Consider the following 18,277-nt stretch of genomic DNA (forward strand, 5'->3'; position numbering starts at 1 on the left):
AAGTTAGTTATTAATAATTTAAGCTGAGACTTTAATGAGAAAATGGACACTTCCTCTACTGCCATTAATCGTATTAGCAGGCTGTACCTCAGTCAGTAAAGATGAATGTTTACAAGCCAATTGGCGTAGTATTGGTTATAAACATGGTGCAGATGGCACTGAGTATCGTGATGGCATCGATGCCTTATCACAATGCAGCGAATATGGCGTAAGTGCCGATATTGCTGAATATAAAGTGGGATACGATCAAGGTCTGGCGGTGTATTGTGAGCCCGAAAATGGCTTTACCCTTGGCATGCAAGGGGCGTCTTACAATGGCATCTGTAATAGCACAGCTTTTCGTAAAGCATGGCAGGAAGGCAACGACAGGTATCAAGTACAGCAAAGGCTGATATACATTGATGACCGAATTGACGACATAGACCGCCGCCTAAAAGATATTCGCGCTGAGCTTAACAGCAATCAACTTGATAATGGCCAACAAAAAGCGCTTTATCGAGAACGAAGAGATTTAGAAAACGAGCACAAAGATTTACGCAAAGAGCGTGCTTTACTACCGCTTTTAAATAAATTGCCGAGTGTCGAAATATCAACCGAGTGGTGATGCTTTATGTTTTAGCTTCATCTTATACATTTGCTCGTCAGCAGTGGCGAGTAACTCTTTGGCATTTTTACCATCTTCTGGGTAAAGCGCGATTCCAAAACTAGCACTCACAGGCACTTTGGTTGCGTAGCGCTTAGCAACCTCTTCAACCGCTTTTTGGCAGCGCCCTGCAATGTCTTGGCAAACAGAGAGTTTTGCTAACGTTGGTAACACAATCACAAATTCATCGCCACCAATGCGCGCTAATATGTCTTTATCGCGCAGCTGAAGTGAAAGCTGCTCACTGATTTCAAGCAGTAGATTATCGCCCTGCTCGTGACCAAAGGTATCGTTCACCAGTTTAAAGTTATCAAGGTCGACATAAATCAACGAGAACTGGTTACCTTCATTCGCCGCATGATGAGAAAATGAATGTAACTGAATATCTAAACCTCGCCGATTTAACAGCTTAGTAAGAGGGTCTTGATTGACTAATTCGTCAAGCAGTTGGCGCTTTTCTACTGCCTGTGAAATATCATCAAATGCACCAATGTAATGACTCACTTGGCCATGTTCGTCATACATGGCATCTATGGTTAACAACTCAGGAAAAACTTCACCGGTTTTGCGCTTGTTCCATATTTCACCTTGCCAGCGCCCATTGTGTATTAAACGCTCCCACATCAACTCAAAGAACTCTGTGGGTTGCTGCTTTGCTGAAAGTATAGATGGGTTTTTATCAAGCACTTCTGCCTTACAAAAGCCTGTAATTTGCTCAAAAGCAGGGTTAACATCCACAATTTTAGGCTCAGGGGTGGTTATTAATATACCGCGGCTTGTTGTTGAGAAAACGGCTGTAAGCAGCTGTATTTTTTCGTTGCTTTTAACTTCTTCAGTGACATCTTCTGAATAACCATTCCACTCAACACTGCCATTAGCACGGGCAATAGGTGAGGATTTTCCTTCAACCCAAATCACACCTTTAGTTGGATGATTAACTCTATATACCTCATGCCACTCGCATAATTCGACTCGCGATTTCTCAATGCTTTTAACGACTCGCTCTAAATCATCTGGGTGAATCGTTTGCATGATTAAATCTGCAGAATTTTTTATATCATCTGCTGTGCAGCCATAAATGTTGAAGACTTTGGAGCTGGCAAAAGGGAAATATGCGGTGCCATCATTTTCGACCACATACTGATAAACAAACCCCGGTAAGTTATCAGTAAATTTTTGCAACTTAGCATGTAAAAACTCAATTTCACGCTCTTTTAACCACTGTTCAGTAATATCGATATGAACGCCTAACATCCACTCAGGGTTGCCATTTTCATCCCAACTTTGCACTTTGCCTTTATCGAGCACTTTAACCCAGTGCCCTTGTTTATGCTTCATTCGTGCTTCGCAAATATAGCGCTCAGAGTCACCTTTAAAGTGAGCGTTTAATAGCTGTTCCGATTTTGACAGGTCGTCAGGGTGAGCAAAGCTGAGCCAAGTTTCAATTGAAACTGGCAATAATTCTTGCAGTGAATAACCGATAATATCGGCCCACTTATCATTGAAAATGGTTTCGCCTGTTTGTACATTCCAAAGCCAGATCCCCGCATCCCCACTGTCGAGAATTAGCTGAGCAATGTCTAATCCAAGCTGCGATTTAATCGCATCATACCCTTCACTAAATGCCATAATTAGCCTTGTTAACTAGCTCACCCGAAATAAAAGTAAGCCTTAATCATTATTTTAGTTAACAAAATAAAAAAACACTAAAAATCCGTGAAGAATATTGATCTAACGCAGGCTATTACATTTTTGGCCAATCCACCTCATCTACACTGTCGATTGTACTTACTATGCTTTGATCTCCTTGCCATTTTCGAATGTAACGCGCCAGAGGATCATAAAGGGCTGTTTGCTTATTAATATGAAAATGTCGACCGCCTCTAGGATCAACGCCGACACCCGCTATATATTGCCAATTACCCCAGTTTGCAGCCACGTCGTAATCGATGAGTTGCTGTTCAAAATACGCTGCGCCATAGCGCCAATCCAGTTCAAGCTCGTTGACAAAACAACTTGCCGCAATTTGCCGCGAGCGGTTAGCAATATAACCTGTCTCATTAAGCTCATGCATTATTGCATTAACCAAAGCAAACGGCGTGCGACCTTGGCACCACGCATTAAAGCGCTGGCTGTTAAAAGTCGTCAGCGGTGCACTGTGCTTTTGCCCTTTAAACTGGAAGAGTTTTGCACCAGCCTGCGTTGCATGCCACTTAAAATATTCGCGCCACAGTAATTCAAACTTTATCCAATAGCTCGACTCATTCGCACCTTTTTGTAGCTCATACACTTCCACTTCTCGGTACAGCTGTTTTGCGCTAATTGTGCCACCAGCGAGCCATACACTGAACTTAGTACTGTTACTAAAGCCGTCTAACTCATTGCGTGTTTCTTTATAACTGCTTGGCGCTTGAGATGAAAAGTACGCATTACAATGCTGCTGAGCTGCAATTAAGCCACCTTTAAAACTTCCTGAGTGAACAGGGACAACATCTATAGCTTGCTCAGGGCATAGTTGAACTGGGTGAGGTAAGTAGCTAACCGCTTGCTGTGGCGCCGCTATAAAGGTTGGCTCAGCTTCTACCTTTTTGCGAAAGGCAGTAAAGTTTTTAGGTAAGTCATCAAGCTGAAAAGGCAAGTCCGTTGCTTTAAACAAGGTATCTTGCTGATAGGTTTTTACTGTCACTTCTGGGCATAACACTTTGATTTTATCGAGCTGTTTTTGCTCATAAACGCCAACTTGCTCGGTACAAACCAATGTTTCAATATCATACTTTTGTAATCGCTGACTGATTACTTGCTCAGGCTCACCACTTAGCACATGGAGTGTTTGCCCAAGCTTCTCAACAGCTTGTGCAAATGCTGCTAGGCTTTCACGTAAAAAATGGTGTCTATGCGTGCCATACGGTTTTGATTGATAGTTAGTTTGCCTAAACCAGCGCGGCTCAATCACAAACACTAAATCAAGCTCGCCATCAAAATCAGCTAACTCAGATAGAATTTCATTGTCGACTAGGCGTAAATCATTTTGCAGCCAATATAAAACACGCTTTTTCATTATTTACTCTATTAGAAACCTTAAGAAATCATACGTAAGCCAGCTATTTATCGATTAACTTCGCCACAGTTAGTTAGCATAACGTTTATTAATCATAAACTTACAATCTTCAATGAAGTTTAAGTTTTAGTTAAGTTTTTCTTAAGTTAGCGATTTTATGCTGATAACTGTAAAGAATTTAAAGGTTGATAAAGCCAAACATGCTGCGTCTCCTTGGTATTTAGTAGGCATAAAATGATGAATAAAATAACACCTGTTTTATTAATAACATGCACTGCTACAGGGACTGTTTATGCAAACGAGCCTTTAAGCTTAGATGTGGTTTGTGAAGTAAAAAGCAAAACCACTGCAGAATTAAGTGAAGACAAAGACATCACGGTTGATAAACTCAACATTGATACGCATACGATTTTCGATCCAAATGACCCTGAAACAACCGCCCTACATCGCTTTATAAACTGGCTGCACATAGATACCAAAAACAAAGTTGTTAGTGAGCAAATAACCTTCAAAGAGGGTGACCAAGTCAGTGAGCGTCAGCTACAAGAAGCTGAGCGTATTCTGCGCAGCAAAAAATACTTAAGAGATGCCAAGGTTAGCTATACAAAAGATTGCCTTGAAGATGAGCCTCGCGTGGTGCAAATCGATACCTGGGATACATGGAGTTTATTGCCAACCATTAATTTTGGCCGTAGTAGCGGTAATAATAAATACAGCTTAGGCTTTAAAGAAGAAAACTTTTTAGGCTACGGTATTCGCGCATCATTAAAGTATAAATCAGATCATGAACGCTCAGGCTACCACTCAGTGCTGCAAATGCCAGTGCCTTGGCAGCCTCATGCAACCCTCACTTTACAAGCTGATGATTACGATGACGGGCAAGTCTTTTTAGTGGATTATCATCAGCCTTTTTATCAACGCAGCAGTGACGCACTAATGCGCTACTTTGCTAAATCACAAAAGCAAAAAAGTTATATTTATCAAAATGGTATAACCCGTTCAGAGTTCTTTACCGATGAATTAATCGCCCAGTTTGCTTACGGCGGAATTTTATCGCAAGACAGTCAGCAAACCTTTCACTGGCTTGCCGGGATTGATTACCAAGATGTCAGTTACCGCCCTTTTGAAACAGAACCTTTGCTTGACGGCCTTAACGATTACACCACTGCAGCGCCTTGGGTCGGATTACATTGGCTAGAAGACAATTACGCCGTATTGCACGATATTGACCTAATAAACCACAACGAAGACGTTAACCTCGGTTGGGAGCTAAATTCAAAGTTTGCCATCGATACCGTAAATTTTGGCCAAGGCTTTTTATTTGATACAAACCTTACCAAAGCGTGGTTTAACAATAACGCCTTGTATCGATTTGCCGCTGGCATCAAAGGCAATGTCGGAACTGAGCTTGATGACCGTTTAGCGCTTTATTCAAAAGCACAAATGAACTATCGCTGGTCAGACTCATTTGCCTTTTATGCGCATCTAAATGGTCATTGGCAAAACCATGAGTTTGCTGATAAACCACTGGCTGTTGGCGGTGAAGAAGGTATGCGTGGCTTCCCAGAAAGTTACCAACATGGTACTTCAAGCTTACAAGCAACGGCGGAACTAAGAATGTACCCTAACATCAATCTGTATCAGTTTGTAGATGTAGGCTTTGTTGGCTTTGTTGATGTAGGCCAAGCTTTTGGCAGCACTGAAACTGCGAATATTTCAGATTCAATGCTAACCAGTGCAGGCGTTGGTATTCGCCTATATTCATCGCGCTCAAGTAACGACAATGTGATCCATATCGACTTTAGTACGCCTCTGGGCAGTTACCAAGACGTTGATTCATGGCAAATAGGAATGTCGGTTGAAACAACTTTTTAAGCATCTTGCTCTTTACTCATAAGCTCGCCCATACGCTGCATAAGTTCTTGTTCACTGAGGTCTTCTTTGTGTGTGCCTATAGTCCAAATGTGACCAAAAGGGTCTTCTAAAGTCCCTGACCTATCACCATAAAATTGGTCATGTACTGGGCGCAGCTCTTTTGCCCCAAGCGACAACGCTTTGGCAAAAACAGCATCGACATCTTCAACATACAGCATAATGCTCACCGGTGTACCGCCAAGTTGTTGAGGCGACTTAAATTGCACATCAGGGCAATTATCAGAAAGCATAATATGAGAGTCGGCTATTTTTATTTCAGCATGCGCCACTCCACCATCAGGCAAGGGCATTTGCATTACAAGCTCAGCAGCAAAAGCGTGTTTGTAGAACTCTATCGTCTTAGTGGCACCTTCAATAACCAAATACGGGGTTACCGCATGGAAGCCTTTTGGGATTGCAGAAACAGCCATGTTACACCTCAACGTTAAATGTGTGAGTTATAAAGGTAGCAGCTGTTGTGCTATTTCACGTTATAAATTTATTTTGGCAATGTGCTTGCAAAATCGGGTCTGGGTAACTTTTCGAGTTTGGCGTATAAGTAAATCACCACAAGGCAAAGCCCTCCCGCTACAAAGAATAAGGTTGGGCCATCGTAATAATCTAAAATTAAACCACCACCAAGTGGTGCTAAAGCAAGCCCTAAATCATAAAACGAAGCTGCGCCAAAGTGCAGTCGCAATCGAGCATAAGGTCATCACAATCACATAACCGGCCACGGTTTCTACCTCAGCCAACAGCGAGAAAGAAATAATATACAACACGCCGGTAATGTACATCAGCGTATGCCGGCCCACTTTATCTGAGAGGCTACTGCCAATAAAACTGGTAAACACAGAAATCACGGCTGCACTGGTAAGTACCAAACCAACTTCTGTCGCCGATAAAGCAAACTTTTCATACAAGATCACCGCAAGAAATGGCCACACCATGTAATAGCTGCCACGGGTAATAAACGAGCCAAATAAGAAGATCCACATAAGCACTGGAAACTGCTTAAAGCGCGCTAAAGAGATATCTGAATTCATTATTTTAATTTTTATGATGATGATTAAAACACTATACAGGAACTGAATCTGCCTTGGGTATTTAATCTAAAACTTGTTTGTAACAGCGTATTAATTAGCTAAAAAACAAACGCAACTTAATTGTGAATACTGTTAAGCCAACTTGAAAAAGATTAATCTAAATAAGAATAGTTATTGATTGTATTTTTCATTTCTGTAATATACGCAGCGTTCCTCAAAGGGATAACCAACAAAAAGAACTGGAAACCTACAATGAAATCAATAAAACCAAGCTTACTGGCACTTGCCATAGCAACACATTTTTCAGCCTTTGCTGATGACGCTAAGCCAAAACAAGATATGGAACGCTTAGTTATCACAGCAACAGGTTATGAACAAAAAGTTACCGAAGCACCTGCAAGTATTTCAATTATCACTAATGAAGATATTAAGTCTCATGCCTTCACCTCAGTACTTGATGCTGTACAGTATTTAGAAGGTATCGACATTGGTACAACCCGTGATAAAACAGGCCAAGGTAGTGTAAGTATGCGTGGTTTAACAGGTGAATACACCCTGTTACTTATTGATGGTAAACGCCAAAATAACCATGGCGACATATACCCAAACAATTTTGGTGGCAACGCGTTTAACCACGTACCACCGGTTGATGCCATTGAACGTGTTGAAGTAATCCGTGGCCCTGCATCAACGCTTTATGGTGCAGATGCACTTGGTGGTGTAATTAATATCATCACTAAAAAGCACACAGACAGCTGGAGTGGTGCAGTATCTTTTAGCCGTTCATTACAACAAAACGATGATTTTGGTGATGACATTACCACTGACTTTAGTGTGATGGGTCCGCTTATCAAAGACGTATTAAGCTTAGGTGTACGCGGCAGCGTTTACGAGCAACAAGCATCATCGCCAACATTTGAACCAGCAACCGATCCTAATGGTGTTGTACATGCTCGTTCATTAGGTTTTGGTAGTGGCGGTCGTACCGTTGACAATACAAACGAGCAGTATGGTTTTACTTTAACTTATACACCGTTTGAGTCGCATCATTTACGTTTTGATTACGATAACTCAAGCCAAGTGTACGACAACACGCCAAGCTACGACATTGAGTCTGGCACCATTACTTACCCGCTTGGTACTAAAGATAACATTGAATCAATTTGGCAAGACCGCCGCGGCCAAGTAAACCCGCGCGCAGGTTATGCGGCAGACCAAGAGTTTGACCGTGAATGGTGGTCACTCAGCTACGATGGTGAACTTAATTGGGCAACGGTTAAGGCCTCTGTATCTTATGTTGATACGCAAAACAATGGCCGTACTTTACCACTGAGTGTAAGCGAGCGATTAGAGCTACAAGCTATGTACGATGGTACAGGCGAATACGAGGGAATGGACGAACAAGCACGTAAAGATTTAGCTGAAGAAACATTCTTACCGCGCCCTGCTCGCCCTCTAGAAAGCAACCAATATACTTATGACTTACGCTTTGATATTCCTATCACAGGTAGCTTTGGTAGCCATAACCTAGCAATTGGTGGCCAGCTTATCGACGGTGAATTAAAAGACGGCGTATTTGGCCTTGAAAGTGACCAAGCAGGTCAAGTGCAAGAGCAAAACATGTACTCAATCTTTGCCGAAGATAACTGGATGGCAACTGACAACTTCACCTTTACATTAGGTGCTCGTTACGATGACCATGATGTATTTGGCAGCCAAGTATCACCGCGCGTTTACGGTGTATACAACCTCTCTGACACTTGGACCTTAAAAGGTGGTGTAAGTACAGGTTATAAAACGCCGCAAACCACCGATCTTTACGACGGTATCACCGGATTTGGTGGTCAGGGCACAAGCCCATTTGCGGGTAACCCAGATTTAGAACCAGAAACCAGTGTGAACTCTGAAGTTGCACTTTATTGGACTTCGCTTGATGGCGATCACAACATTAATGTGACTTACTACAACACCAAGTTTGAAGACAAAATTGCCCGCGGCGACACTATTTTAAGCTGTGAACAAACTAACGATGTACGCCCTTGTGTGAACTTAGGTCAGTACGATCAACTTGGCTACGATAGCTACAGCCAAAAGATCAATATCGACGAAGTAGACCTTCAAGGTGTTGAAATTGCTGGTCAATACACAATCACTAAAACAGTGTCTGTTAACGGTAACTACACGTGGACTGATAGCGAACAAAAGAGCGGTCCTGAACAAGGTCAACCATTAACTAACTCAGCTGAGCACATGGCAAACCTTACCCTAAACTGGGAAGCGACTGACTTTATGAACTTATACCTACAAGGTGTATATCGTTCAGACCGTTACCGCGGTTGGGATAACGTGCACGACAAAGCGCTGTATTACAAAAACTACAACCTACTTAATTTAGGTGCGCAGTTTTATGTAAATGAGTACGTGCAAATCAATGCCCGTGTAAACAACCTATTAGACGAAGATTTCACCTCGTATAGCACAAGCTATACCGACCTAAATGGCGATGGTGAGTATGAATACCTAACAGGTCGCGGTGTAGTTAGCGAAGTCACATTCACAGACGACTACAACGTTAAAGATAAAGGCCGTAATTTCTGGATTGGCGTTACTGCTTACTTCTAAGAAAACTCCCTGAAAATAGACAGCATGCAGTCATGTGCTGTCTATTTTTCTAACTACACTATTACTCCTACTGTCAGTATTCTTTTTACTGTCACTAAACTGCCAACTTCACACACTAAGCTGATGATACCTGCGTAAGCTTATTTGTCAGTCTATGGAACATATCCTTACAGCCAGCGGTATCTGTATTAGTTATCAAGATGAAGGCGATAAAAATGCGCCAGTGATCATCTTAATTATTGGCTTAGGTGCTCAATTTACCGTTTGGCCAGAGTCGCTATATTTTGGCTTGGTCGAAAAAGGCTTTCGGGTTATTCGTTTTGATAATCGTGATGCAGGGCTGTCCTCATCGTTAGATGAGTTAGGCAAGCCGAGTCTCGTAAAGCATTGGCTTAGCCGCCGATTACCCATTCGCTCAAAGCTGCCCTATTCGCTCGATGACATGGCTCGCGATGTAAAAGAATTAATGGATGCACTTGCTATCAAAAAAGCGCACTTAGTGGGGGCTTCGATGGGTGGCATGATTGCGCAAATTGCCGCAGCAAAGTATAAAAAACGTGTACTGAGCTTAACTTCAATTATGTCGAGTAGCTCGCCGTTATCGTTTTCGGGTTCAAACATTAATCTGCTAGTAAAGCTCGCTAAAATACGCCCCCGAAGCAGTAATAAAGAAGCCGCGATTGATTACAATGTTAGGCTCAACCAACTCATTGGCAGCCCAGCCTACCCACAAGATGAACACGCTTTATACGCCAACGCAGAACGCTATATTGAGCGGGCCCACACGAATCAAACAGGCTTTAAACGTCAGCTTGCAGCCATTGCCGCAACGCCTTATCGCGAGCAATTACTAAAAAAGATTAAAGCTCCCACATTAGTAATTCATGGCAGCGCTGATCCTGTTATGCCACTGTCTGCGGGTATCAACACCGCACTGTTAATAAAGCGCAGTAAGTTAAAAGTTGTGCCTGGAATGGGCCATGATTTTCCGCCCGCTTTAATGAAAAAAATGACGAAGTGGATTGCTAAACACGCAGCTAAAGTCAACGCTAAAAAACCCTAAAAGCATGATAGAATTATCATATAATTTATAAGGTTAGCGTTTTATGCAAAACGCGGGGTTAAGCATGACTTGCTAACCATTGGTTTATCTGAAGAGCTAAAACGTGCAGCTGTGGCACAAAAAGCCAGAGGCTGGAGCTACTCAAAAAAAGCACTCAATACACTGAATGTCAGCAATATTGAGTTTGTAGATTGGCAGCCCCGCTCGGCAAAGAACTTTCCGTTACTAATAATTGATGAATTAGAGTAAAGCTCTTTTATTTGTTAAACACTAAATTGATGCCATGGGCCTGTTATAGCAAGTGTTTTTGAAGGTGAGTAAACGTTCACAAACAAAGTACTACCATCTGGTGAAAAACAGGCACCTGCCAGCTCGGTTTGCGCCACTAAACGGGCAAAATTATAAACTTGCCCTTGTGGTGTCACACCTCGAAGATGATTATCAACCACATCGGTGTATTGGTCTTCACAGACAATTAAGTGACCATTAGGTGACACGGTTAGGTTATCGCCAAAGTTGTAGAGGGTTTTACTAGTACTTTCTACAAACAATGAAATTTTACCAGGTTGCTGTGCTTCTTTATCTGTGCCCTCAAATTCTGATGGCTGATATTTCATAACCTGACCAAGTTGTTTTTTACCACCATTGGTACAGCAGAAATAAAGCTCTTTATCACCCCAGTGAATACCTTCACCGCGAGCAAACAATGCTGCACCTTGTTTGTAGCCGCGTAGGCGTAGGTCGTCTTTCGGGCTTTCAGGGTTATCTAGATTGACCCACTCAACCTCAAGCTCTTGATGTAGCCCCATAGCTTTATTATTCCAGTTACGGCTATCGAATTGTGGCTTACCTTTTACCACCATCGCTTGTAATTGCCCGCCTTTATGCAGCTTGCCATATTCATTTGGAATAAAACGATAAAAGACGCTATCACCTTTGTCTTCTGTTAAATAAACAATGCCAGTGCGCGGATCAACAGCAGCCGCTTCGTGGTTAAATCGACCCATGGCTTTTAATGGCTCAGGTTTAATTAAGCCTTTGCTATTTGCGGGTACTTCAAAAATATAACCATGATCTTGGTTAAATCCATCGGCTTTGGTATCTGTGGTTTCTTCGCACGTAAGCCAGGTGCCCCATGGCGTAATACCGCCAGAACAATTACGAATAGTGCCGACCAATGACAAGTATTCTTGCTCTTTTTGATGGGTTTTTAAGTTATAAACGATATGACTTGTGCCACCCGGTAACGCCACACCGTCACTGTTAGTATCAAAAGCCAGGGGCGTTTTATGGTTGGCAATACTTGCTTCAGCTTTCGCTAAATCTTTTGGTTTTAGCTCATGGTTTCGCACTAATGCAACGCGGTCATTACCAAGCGCTAGGCAACCCATGCCATCGGCTTTATCGGGTACCGTAAACCCATCAGACATTTTCTCACCTAGGCTTGAAACTACTTGATAACTAAAGCCCTCGGGTAAGTCGAGCAGTTTATCTGGATCGGGAATTAACGGGCCAAAGCCCACAGCCGTTGTTTTTAAATCACCTAACGACACTTTACCTATGGCACTTTTTGATAACCCTAAAAAGGCCAATGTGCCCGCCCCTACTAAAAATTCTCGACGTGAAACCATGCTAACTCCAAGCTAAAACCAGCTTTATCATACAAATAAAAAAGGCATTATAAAGCAATGAAACGATAAAAAGTTACATCATCACAATATTCACGAAATTGTCATAAAGCTTGATTTAACTGATAGAACCCGTACAACATGAATAAGTAATTGATCTAGACTTAACTTAATTGAAAATCATTTTCAATCTCATTAAACTTTTATCATACATGTAAATCGCTTAAACTAAGGCTTAATTTTATTTCAAGAAGCAACCGCTATGTTCCTAAAATCAGAAACATTTATTGCATTTTCATTGGCGCTTTTAAGCTTTAGCCAACACGCCTTTAGCTTACAGTTTGGCAATCCAGTCGACAGTGACAAACTCATTAAAATTTCGACGGTTATGGCCTCACCAGACGATTACCTTGCAAGTCCAATTACCGTGGAAGGGACTATCACTGGGGTTTGCGAAAAACGTGGTTGCTGGATGACGCTTGCATCTGACAAACGCTTTGAAAACTTACGTATCAAAGTTGAAGATGGCGACATGGTATTCCCGATGACGGCTAAAGGCAGTAAAGCTATCGCTGGCAAGGTAATACATCTGTGTATAATCAACATCGATCGTGCCTTTTTGATAAAAGACACTGCCGTATAATAAGGCTTTTGAGCTTAATCGGTATCCTGAAATAAGTGCAATATCATAAGTATCGTGCGATAAATCCCAATCATAGGTATCGTCATCATAATTACCCGCTAATAGTGGACCATACCCCGCATCTTCACTGCGAATATAGCCAAGGCTGACAGCCATAGAGAAGTTTTTCTCGACAGCCGATTATAAAGGGCTGCCATAAAATTGATGCTTAATAGCATATTTTTCATAATCATGATCGCCACCAATACCAGCCCCTACGGTAAGCTCCGTCGAATAACCTAAGGTCATACTCATCGAAGTCGTTATCGCTGTACTCGTTGAAGTACTCTCGCTGGTATCTTTCGCAATGATCTTGCTTGTATCTGTACCAACGGTTGCACGAAAATGAAAGGGGTCACTGTTGATCTCTGGGCTCTCAAAGCGGGCCATCGATACACCTGTTTCGGTTGTCGATTGACAGCCTGCTAATAAACCTAAAGCTATAAACGCCAAAAAAGGCTTAAACATTTTCACGTAATTTCCTTATATATTATTATTTTAACGCGAAGGTTCTAGGCTAAGGCCTTATAGCTCGCAATAAATTAATGACAAAAAAGGTACAAACTCTATTGTTAAGCGCGTTCATCCTTCGGTGATTCCATTACCACATGAGTGGTAATGGTTCGTACCTGTGGAATTGAGCCGAGCACATCTGCATGAAACGCTTTGTAGGACTTGAGATCCGCCGTCTCAACCCTCAGCAAATATTCGAACGAGCCAGTTACATTGTGGCACTCTTTTACTTCATCAATAAACTCAAGAGCGTGTTCGAATGCTCGCTGAGATACTGTTGAGTGCTCATTTAAACCAACCCCAACATAAGCGATAAATCCTAAGCCAACAGCCTGATTATTAATAACCGCCCGATACCCAGCAATAACCCCAAGCTTTTCTAGTTCTTGTACTCTACGAAGGCATGCCGATGGCGATAAACCCACTTTATCTGCCAGCTCGGCATTGGCAATTCGGCCATTGCGTTTAAGCTCATGCAATATTCTGTCGTTAATTTTATCTTTTTTCATTTTTGATTGTGAATCTTAAACATACGCAACAACATTAAGCGCAAAAATTGCGTGCATTACAACTTATAATTGCATCTTAATTTAAATGGAGAGATAGCGATGAGTTTTGAAATTTTAACAGCCTTGGCATTATTTGCTTTGGTGTCATCAATTACCCCTGGACCAAATAACTTAATGTTGATGAGCTCAGGTGCTAACTTTGGCTTTAAAAGAACCACACCACACTTACTTGGCGTGACGCTTGGCTTTATGTTGATGCTGGTTTTGGTGGGCCTTGGCATCATGCAGCTATTTGACTTGTTTCCACCAAGCTACTTGATATTAAAGGTATTTTGCATTGCTTACTTGCTCTATCTGGCGTTTAAAATTGCCACAAGTAACGCACAACAAAAAGCCAGTAGTGAAAGTAAGCCGTTTACTTTTATTCAGGCTGCACTATTTCAATGGGTGAACCCAAAAGCGTGGGCAATGGCATTAAGCGCGGTAAGCTTATATGCCCCAGACAAAAACCTCACCTCTGTGTTAATCGTAAGCCTCGTATTTGGCTTAATTAACCTGCCGTGTGTCAGCTCGTGGACTTTACTTGGCGAAAAGCTGCAACACTGGCTTGCCAGCCCAAAGCGCTTAAAAGCATTTAACTACCTAATGGCAATACTATTAATCGCTTCAGTGATGTTTAGTTTGTTTTAATTTGAGCAAGCTTTGCTTGGCAGTAGTGTATTGAAAGCTTAGCTATCAATAAATGAACTAACGATTAAAGCATTTTTGAATCATAGGTAGGATTTAAAGGTGAGTAATTTTTCCTGTGCTAAGCTTTATTTACCTAGAGCTTTTCAGTGCGACTCATGGCTAGTAACGTAGAGAATTACTTTTACCACGGCTTTTTTGTCTTCTTACTCATTACGGTAGTAACCTGCTCCATTATAGCCACGCGCCTGATGCGCAGTAGTTTTAATAACCGCTCGATTTACTTATTTAACCTGTTTTTTTACCTTGGTGTAATTGGCTTTGCATGGCTTTGGATCCAAGACTTATTAGACCTTACGCCAAGTTTTCGCTCTGGTGTGGTGATTTATATGATCTCCATGACATTACTGCAATTATCCATTTATAACCATGATGAACCCAGCCGCTTTAATAAGATAATCATTGCGCATGGTGCTATTTTTTCTGTATTTGTCCTCCTTACTCAAAATATAAATCAACTTGCCCTTGTTGAAGCCTGTTTTACGCTAAGCGTGTTACCTGCACTTATTTACTACACAACAAAGCGCGCTGTCTGTGAGAAGAACATAGGCAATACAGTGTTGTCGATGGCGCAGTGTATTCTTCTTTTGGTGCCTATTTCACAGCTGAGTATCATTACCCATGAACACAATTTAGCGACCTTATACTCTCTCACGGTTATTGCCCATGCAACCGTGTTTGTTATGACTGGCCTTGGTCTCATCACTACCCTGTTAGTGGATGAAAAAAAACGCTATTTGGAGCTGTCTTTAAAAGATCCACTTACCGGGCTTTACAATCGCCGCGGACTACAATTCATTATCGAACAGCAGCAACTATTCAGCCCAAGTCAAACATCTAGCTTATTCGCCTGCGTAGTTGATATTGATTACTTCAAACGTATTAATGATAGTTACGGGCATGATGGCGGTGACCTAGTACTCGAAGTGTTCTCTGATCTAATGAAACACCATTTGAAAAAAGAAGACTTATGTTGCAGGCTCGGCGGTGAAGAATTTTTACTGTTGTTCTTTGCTACCGACATCAAGTCAGCGACACAATTTTTAGAAGGCCTTCGTAAAACCATCGAAGGCAGTCAAATAGCTTATCAAGAGCACCGTATACCTGTCACCGCTAGCTTTGGTTTAACCAACTGGCAGTCAAATGACAGCTTTGAAAGCTTAGTAAACCGCGCAGACAAAGCTGTTTATGAGGCGAAAGATAATGGTCGAAACCAAATTAAAATAAACGCTTAAAGCATATTCTTTAGGGTCGCGTCTTTATCTATGAAGTGATGCTTAAGCGCCGCTAAAATATGGATTGAAAGAGCAGCTGATAGCACATAGCCAGATAAAATATGAATTTGCCAGCCAAAATCGCTTAACCAGGCGCTTGACGCAACGGCCTGACCTGCTTCGTTATAATTACTAGCCACTAACTGCCACGAAAAAACGGCAATACCAAAGCCGCCGAAACCACTATAAAAAGCACCAGACAGTAACATTACAGCTAGCAAGATTAGCAAGCCCCAATGATATAAATGCAACCACTTAGTTAAGCTTGTTTGTACAGTAGATTGAAACGGCTGATAGAGCCTATAAACTATTCTTAACAGCCAGACGATGGCAATGATCACCGCAATTGATTTATGCCAATGATACAAACTGTAGTCAGTCACCCAGGTCATGTAGTAACCCAAAACAAGTACGCTAATGACTAATAGCGCACTGAGCCAATGCAGTAACTTATGTGTTTTCTGTGTCTTTTTTGTCATGAACTTTATCCTTAAAAACTGTATTCATGACTTAATAGTAAAGATTAAGCTTCTGTTTTAAATAAGATTGTGACGAAACCCATCATTCTGTGACGAATACACTTGGCTCACTTAATACATTTGCTAATGCTGGTTTAAAAGTTTTGCTAACAGGAATGCTAAACCCTAGTTTCATATTTAAAGTTGCATTTGCTTTATGAAGATTAAAATCTTCAATATGAGCTAAGTTTACAAGGTAGCTGCGGTGCACTTGCTTAAATTCATTGCAAGGTAAGTGAGCTTGAATGTTTTTGATGGTATCTCTTTTTAAAAAGCATTCGGTTAATGTTTGTATTTCTACATAGTTACCGGCAGCTTTTATAAATAATACTGATTCTGGGGAGAGTCTCTTAACAACCCCTTTATGGTTTATTTTAATATATTCGGATAGACCTTTCTCTGGCTTGTCGTTCTTTGCTTTTGACAAGAGCGACATGCTGCATACTCGCCATAACGCCAAAACCAAACAACATGCGATTAAGTACTTTGGTAAAAGCGGAATGAATGAAGCAGCTATTGCATAGCCATAAAAAGAGTAATCAACAAAAATACGTAACATCACCAAAGAACAAATAGTCACTGCGCACGTAATAATAAAAACAAATAAGTTGCTATTAATCCTGGCTTTTAAATCAACAAAAGCCACCAGAACAATATTTAAAGTACATAAAGCCCCCCACTCTTTTAGCCAAAAAATTTGTGAGTCAATAAACTGATATTGGCCTCCCGCAATTAAATGACGCCAAAAAAAGCAATATGCATTAAATAGAATAAAAAAAGCCCCCCATAAAAAAGTGGCCTTTTGCCAAAGTGTTGTTAATTGCTGCCAGTATTTATATATGATCATAGCCGCTTCCCTAAAAAGGCTTTTTCATTATATGTTAAAGCCAGTTGATTGATGCAAATGCTGACTGGTAAATTCGAACTCTGCCACTATAATTAGCTCGTGCTTATACTTAACTTGCAATATGTAGTGCTATGTCTTTAAAAGTATTATTAAATTTTAAATTAAACTGGGTACTTTTGTGTGCCAGTTTTTGGCTTTTTGCCCTGCCAATTCAGGCTAAATATGTGGTGGCTGTTGTGGGTAAAACCAAAAACGATAGCTTTTATCAGCAAGCCTTTAAAGGGTGTGAGCAATTTGCAAAACAGCATCTCGATTTTGAATGTATTTACGACGGCCCCAAAGACTTTCAAGATATTCGCACGCAAGTATTAGTGATCACCGACCTAGTTCGCAGAAACAACATTAGTGGTTTATTAATCGCAACCACAGATTCCAATTACCTTGTTGAAAGAGCATTAAAAAAGCTTAAAGATAACAACATTCCTGTGATCACGTTTGACTCTGATCTGCTCGAGAAAGATCAGCAGTACCGTTTAACCTACGTAGGTACCAATAATTTTGATTATGGTGTGGCCTTAGGTAACGAATTAAAAAAATTCACCAACAAAGAAAATAACCAGGTTTGTATTCAATCAGGGCACTCAACAACACCTAATTTAAACAAGCGTATTGAAGGTGTTCGCTATGCGTTATCTGGGCAAAAAGATAAACGTTTAAGCGGTGAAAATGGCTGGAGTGAGTTCGATAGATGCCCTTTATATAGCTTAGGCAAGCGAGAAGTCTCCCTCGGTCAACTCGACAAACTGCTTAACCTTGAAAATCCACCACTATTTTTAGCGGTAGCGGGTTTTGCTCAATTTAACTCTAACTATGCAAACGTGATTGCTAAACATAAACAACGCATTGCCAATCAAGAGGTGGTGATCGTTTCTGCTGATACTGAGCAAATGCAATTAGAAGTATTACAGCAAGGATTATCATCGGCCAATATTGGTCAAAACCCTTTTGAAATGGGCCGACTTTCTGCCGAGTTGATGTATCAATACCTCACTAAAGGTGAACGCCCAGCTAAGTCTCACTATTATTTAGACTTTCACTATTGTCAGCAAAGTAATGCAGGTACTTGCACCGTTAATCACTAAAACTTTGATCTAACTAAAGTGCAATTAACTCGATAAGCGCTAGACTTACCACAACTTGATTAATTGTAAGG

At 41.2% G+C, this 18,277-nt stretch carries 17 protein-coding genes and 1 pseudogene; 9 read left to right on the forward strand and 9 right to left on the reverse strand.

The features are described from left to right. Positions 1–34 precede the first annotated feature (34 nt). Positions 35–604: a DUF2799 domain-containing protein gene (locus HUS62_RS03835; RefSeq protein ID WP_175078590.1), complete on the forward strand. Its 570-nt coding sequence runs from the start codon at positions 35–37 to the stop codon at positions 602–604. Here HUS62_RS03835 and HUS62_RS03840 read toward each other — a convergent pair. Together HUS62_RS03840 and HUS62_RS03845 are read right to left on the reverse strand one after the other, a co-directional pair. Next, the gene (locus HUS62_RS03840) at positions 590–2,272 is read right to left on the reverse strand and encodes a sensor domain-containing diguanylate cyclase (protein WP_175078591.1); all 1,683 of its coding nucleotides are present in this window, start codon (positions 2,270–2,272) and stop codon (positions 590–592) included. The genes HUS62_RS03835 and HUS62_RS03840 overlap by 15 nt on opposite strands. 115 nt (positions 2,273–2,387) lie before the next feature. Continuing rightward, the gene (locus HUS62_RS03845) at positions 2,388–3,701 is read right to left on the reverse strand and encodes a DASH family cryptochrome (protein WP_175078592.1); all 1,314 of its coding nucleotides are present in this window, start codon (positions 3,699–3,701) and stop codon (positions 2,388–2,390) included. A 234-nt stretch (positions 3,702–3,935) separates the two neighbouring features. Here HUS62_RS03845 and HUS62_RS03850 point away from each other — a divergent pair, with 234 nt between their 5' ends. Further along, positions 3,936–5,576, forward strand: a complete 1,641-nt coding sequence (locus HUS62_RS03850; protein WP_175078593.1) for a hypothetical protein — start codon at positions 3,936–3,938, stop codon at positions 5,574–5,576. Here the strand turns inward: HUS62_RS03850 and HUS62_RS03855 are convergent. After that, positions 5,573–6,046 carry a VOC family protein gene (locus tag HUS62_RS03855; protein WP_175078594.1) on the reverse strand — a complete coding sequence of 158 codons (474 nt, stop codon included), beginning with the start codon at positions 6,044–6,046 and terminating at the stop codon, positions 5,573–5,575. The genes HUS62_RS03850 and HUS62_RS03855 overlap by 4 nt on opposite strands. Positions 6,047–6,295: 249 nt before the next feature. Next, positions 6,296–6,661: pseudogene (locus tag HUS62_RS03860) on the reverse strand (MFS transporter); the annotation flags it as partial. 252 nt (positions 6,662–6,913) lie between these two features. Between HUS62_RS03860 and HUS62_RS03865 the strand changes: the two are divergent. From HUS62_RS03865 to HUS62_RS03875, 3 genes are all read left to right on the forward strand, one after another. Beyond that, positions 6,914–9,283 carry a TonB-dependent receptor domain-containing protein gene (locus tag HUS62_RS03865; protein ID WP_175078595.1) on the forward strand — a complete coding sequence of 790 codons (2,370 nt, stop codon included), beginning with the start codon at positions 6,914–6,916 and terminating at the stop codon, positions 9,281–9,283. A 154-nt stretch (positions 9,284–9,437) separates the two neighbouring features. Then, complete coding sequence (locus tag HUS62_RS03870; RefSeq protein WP_175078596.1) at positions 9,438–10,346, forward strand: alpha/beta fold hydrolase; 909 nt, start codon at positions 9,438–9,440, stop codon at positions 10,344–10,346. Positions 10,347–10,415: 69 nt separating this feature from the next. Further along, entirely contained in the window at positions 10,416–10,595 is a 180-nt protein-coding gene (locus tag HUS62_RS03875) for a hypothetical protein (protein WP_220094955.1), read from the forward strand. Between the two features lie 14 nt (positions 10,596–10,609). Here HUS62_RS03875 and HUS62_RS03880 read toward each other — a convergent pair whose 3' ends face one another. Next, positions 10,610–11,977, reverse strand: a complete 1,368-nt coding sequence (locus HUS62_RS03880) for an alkaline phosphatase PhoX (RefSeq protein ID WP_138599908.1) — start codon at positions 11,975–11,977, stop codon at positions 10,610–10,612. Between the two features lie 259 nt (positions 11,978–12,236). Between HUS62_RS03880 and HUS62_RS03885 the strand changes: the two genes are divergently transcribed. Continuing rightward, complete coding sequence (locus tag HUS62_RS03885) at positions 12,237–12,617, forward strand: DUF4920 domain-containing protein (protein WP_175078597.1); 381 nt, start codon at positions 12,237–12,239, stop codon at positions 12,615–12,617. A gap of 180 nt (positions 12,618–12,797) precedes the next feature. Here the strand turns inward: HUS62_RS03885 and HUS62_RS03890 are convergent, their stop codons facing one another. Both HUS62_RS03890 and HUS62_RS03895 read right to left on the reverse strand, forming a co-directional pair. Continuing rightward, complete coding sequence (locus HUS62_RS03890) at positions 12,798–13,124, reverse strand: hypothetical protein (RefSeq protein ID WP_175078598.1); 327 nt, start codon at positions 13,122–13,124, stop codon at positions 12,798–12,800. Between the two features lie 104 nt (positions 13,125–13,228). Then, complete coding sequence (locus HUS62_RS03895; RefSeq protein ID WP_054551870.1) at positions 13,229–13,678, reverse strand: Lrp/AsnC family transcriptional regulator; 450 nt, start codon at positions 13,676–13,678, stop codon at positions 13,229–13,231. Between the two features lie 99 nt (positions 13,679–13,777). Between HUS62_RS03895 and HUS62_RS03900 the strand changes: the two genes are divergently transcribed. After that, positions 13,778–14,368 carry a LysE family translocator gene (locus HUS62_RS03900; protein WP_055198399.1) on the forward strand — a complete coding sequence of 197 codons (591 nt, stop codon included), beginning with the start codon at positions 13,778–13,780 and terminating at the stop codon, positions 14,366–14,368. Positions 14,369–14,523: 155 nt separating this feature from the next. Continuing rightward, positions 14,524–15,660 (forward strand): GGDEF domain-containing protein, encoded by a 1,137-nt coding sequence (locus tag HUS62_RS03905; RefSeq protein ID WP_175078599.1) that lies wholly within the window; start codon positions 14,524–14,526, stop codon positions 15,658–15,660. Here HUS62_RS03905 and HUS62_RS03910 read toward each other — a convergent pair. Further along, positions 15,657–16,178, reverse strand: a complete 522-nt coding sequence (locus tag HUS62_RS03910) for a cytochrome b (protein ID WP_175078600.1) — start codon at positions 16,176–16,178, stop codon at positions 15,657–15,659. The two genes, HUS62_RS03905 and HUS62_RS03910, sit on opposite strands and share 4 nt — an antisense overlap. Before the next feature lie 82 nt (positions 16,179–16,260). Then, positions 16,261–17,064, reverse strand: a complete 804-nt coding sequence (locus HUS62_RS03915; protein ID WP_175078601.1) for a LytTR family DNA-binding domain-containing protein — start codon at positions 17,062–17,064, stop codon at positions 16,261–16,263. A gap of 131 nt (positions 17,065–17,195) precedes the next feature. On the opposite strand from HUS62_RS03915, the gene HUS62_RS03920 reads away from it, so the two are divergent. Further along, positions 17,196–18,206 carry a substrate-binding domain-containing protein gene (locus tag HUS62_RS03920; RefSeq protein WP_175078602.1) on the forward strand — a complete coding sequence of 337 codons (1,011 nt, stop codon included), beginning with the start codon at positions 17,196–17,198 and terminating at the stop codon, positions 18,204–18,206. The last annotated feature ends 71 nt before the right edge of the window (positions 18,207–18,277 follow it).

It is taken from the genome of Pseudoalteromonas sp. 0303 (assembly GCF_013349995.1).
Lineage (GTDB): Bacteria > Pseudomonadota > Gammaproteobacteria > Enterobacterales > Alteromonadaceae > Pseudoalteromonas.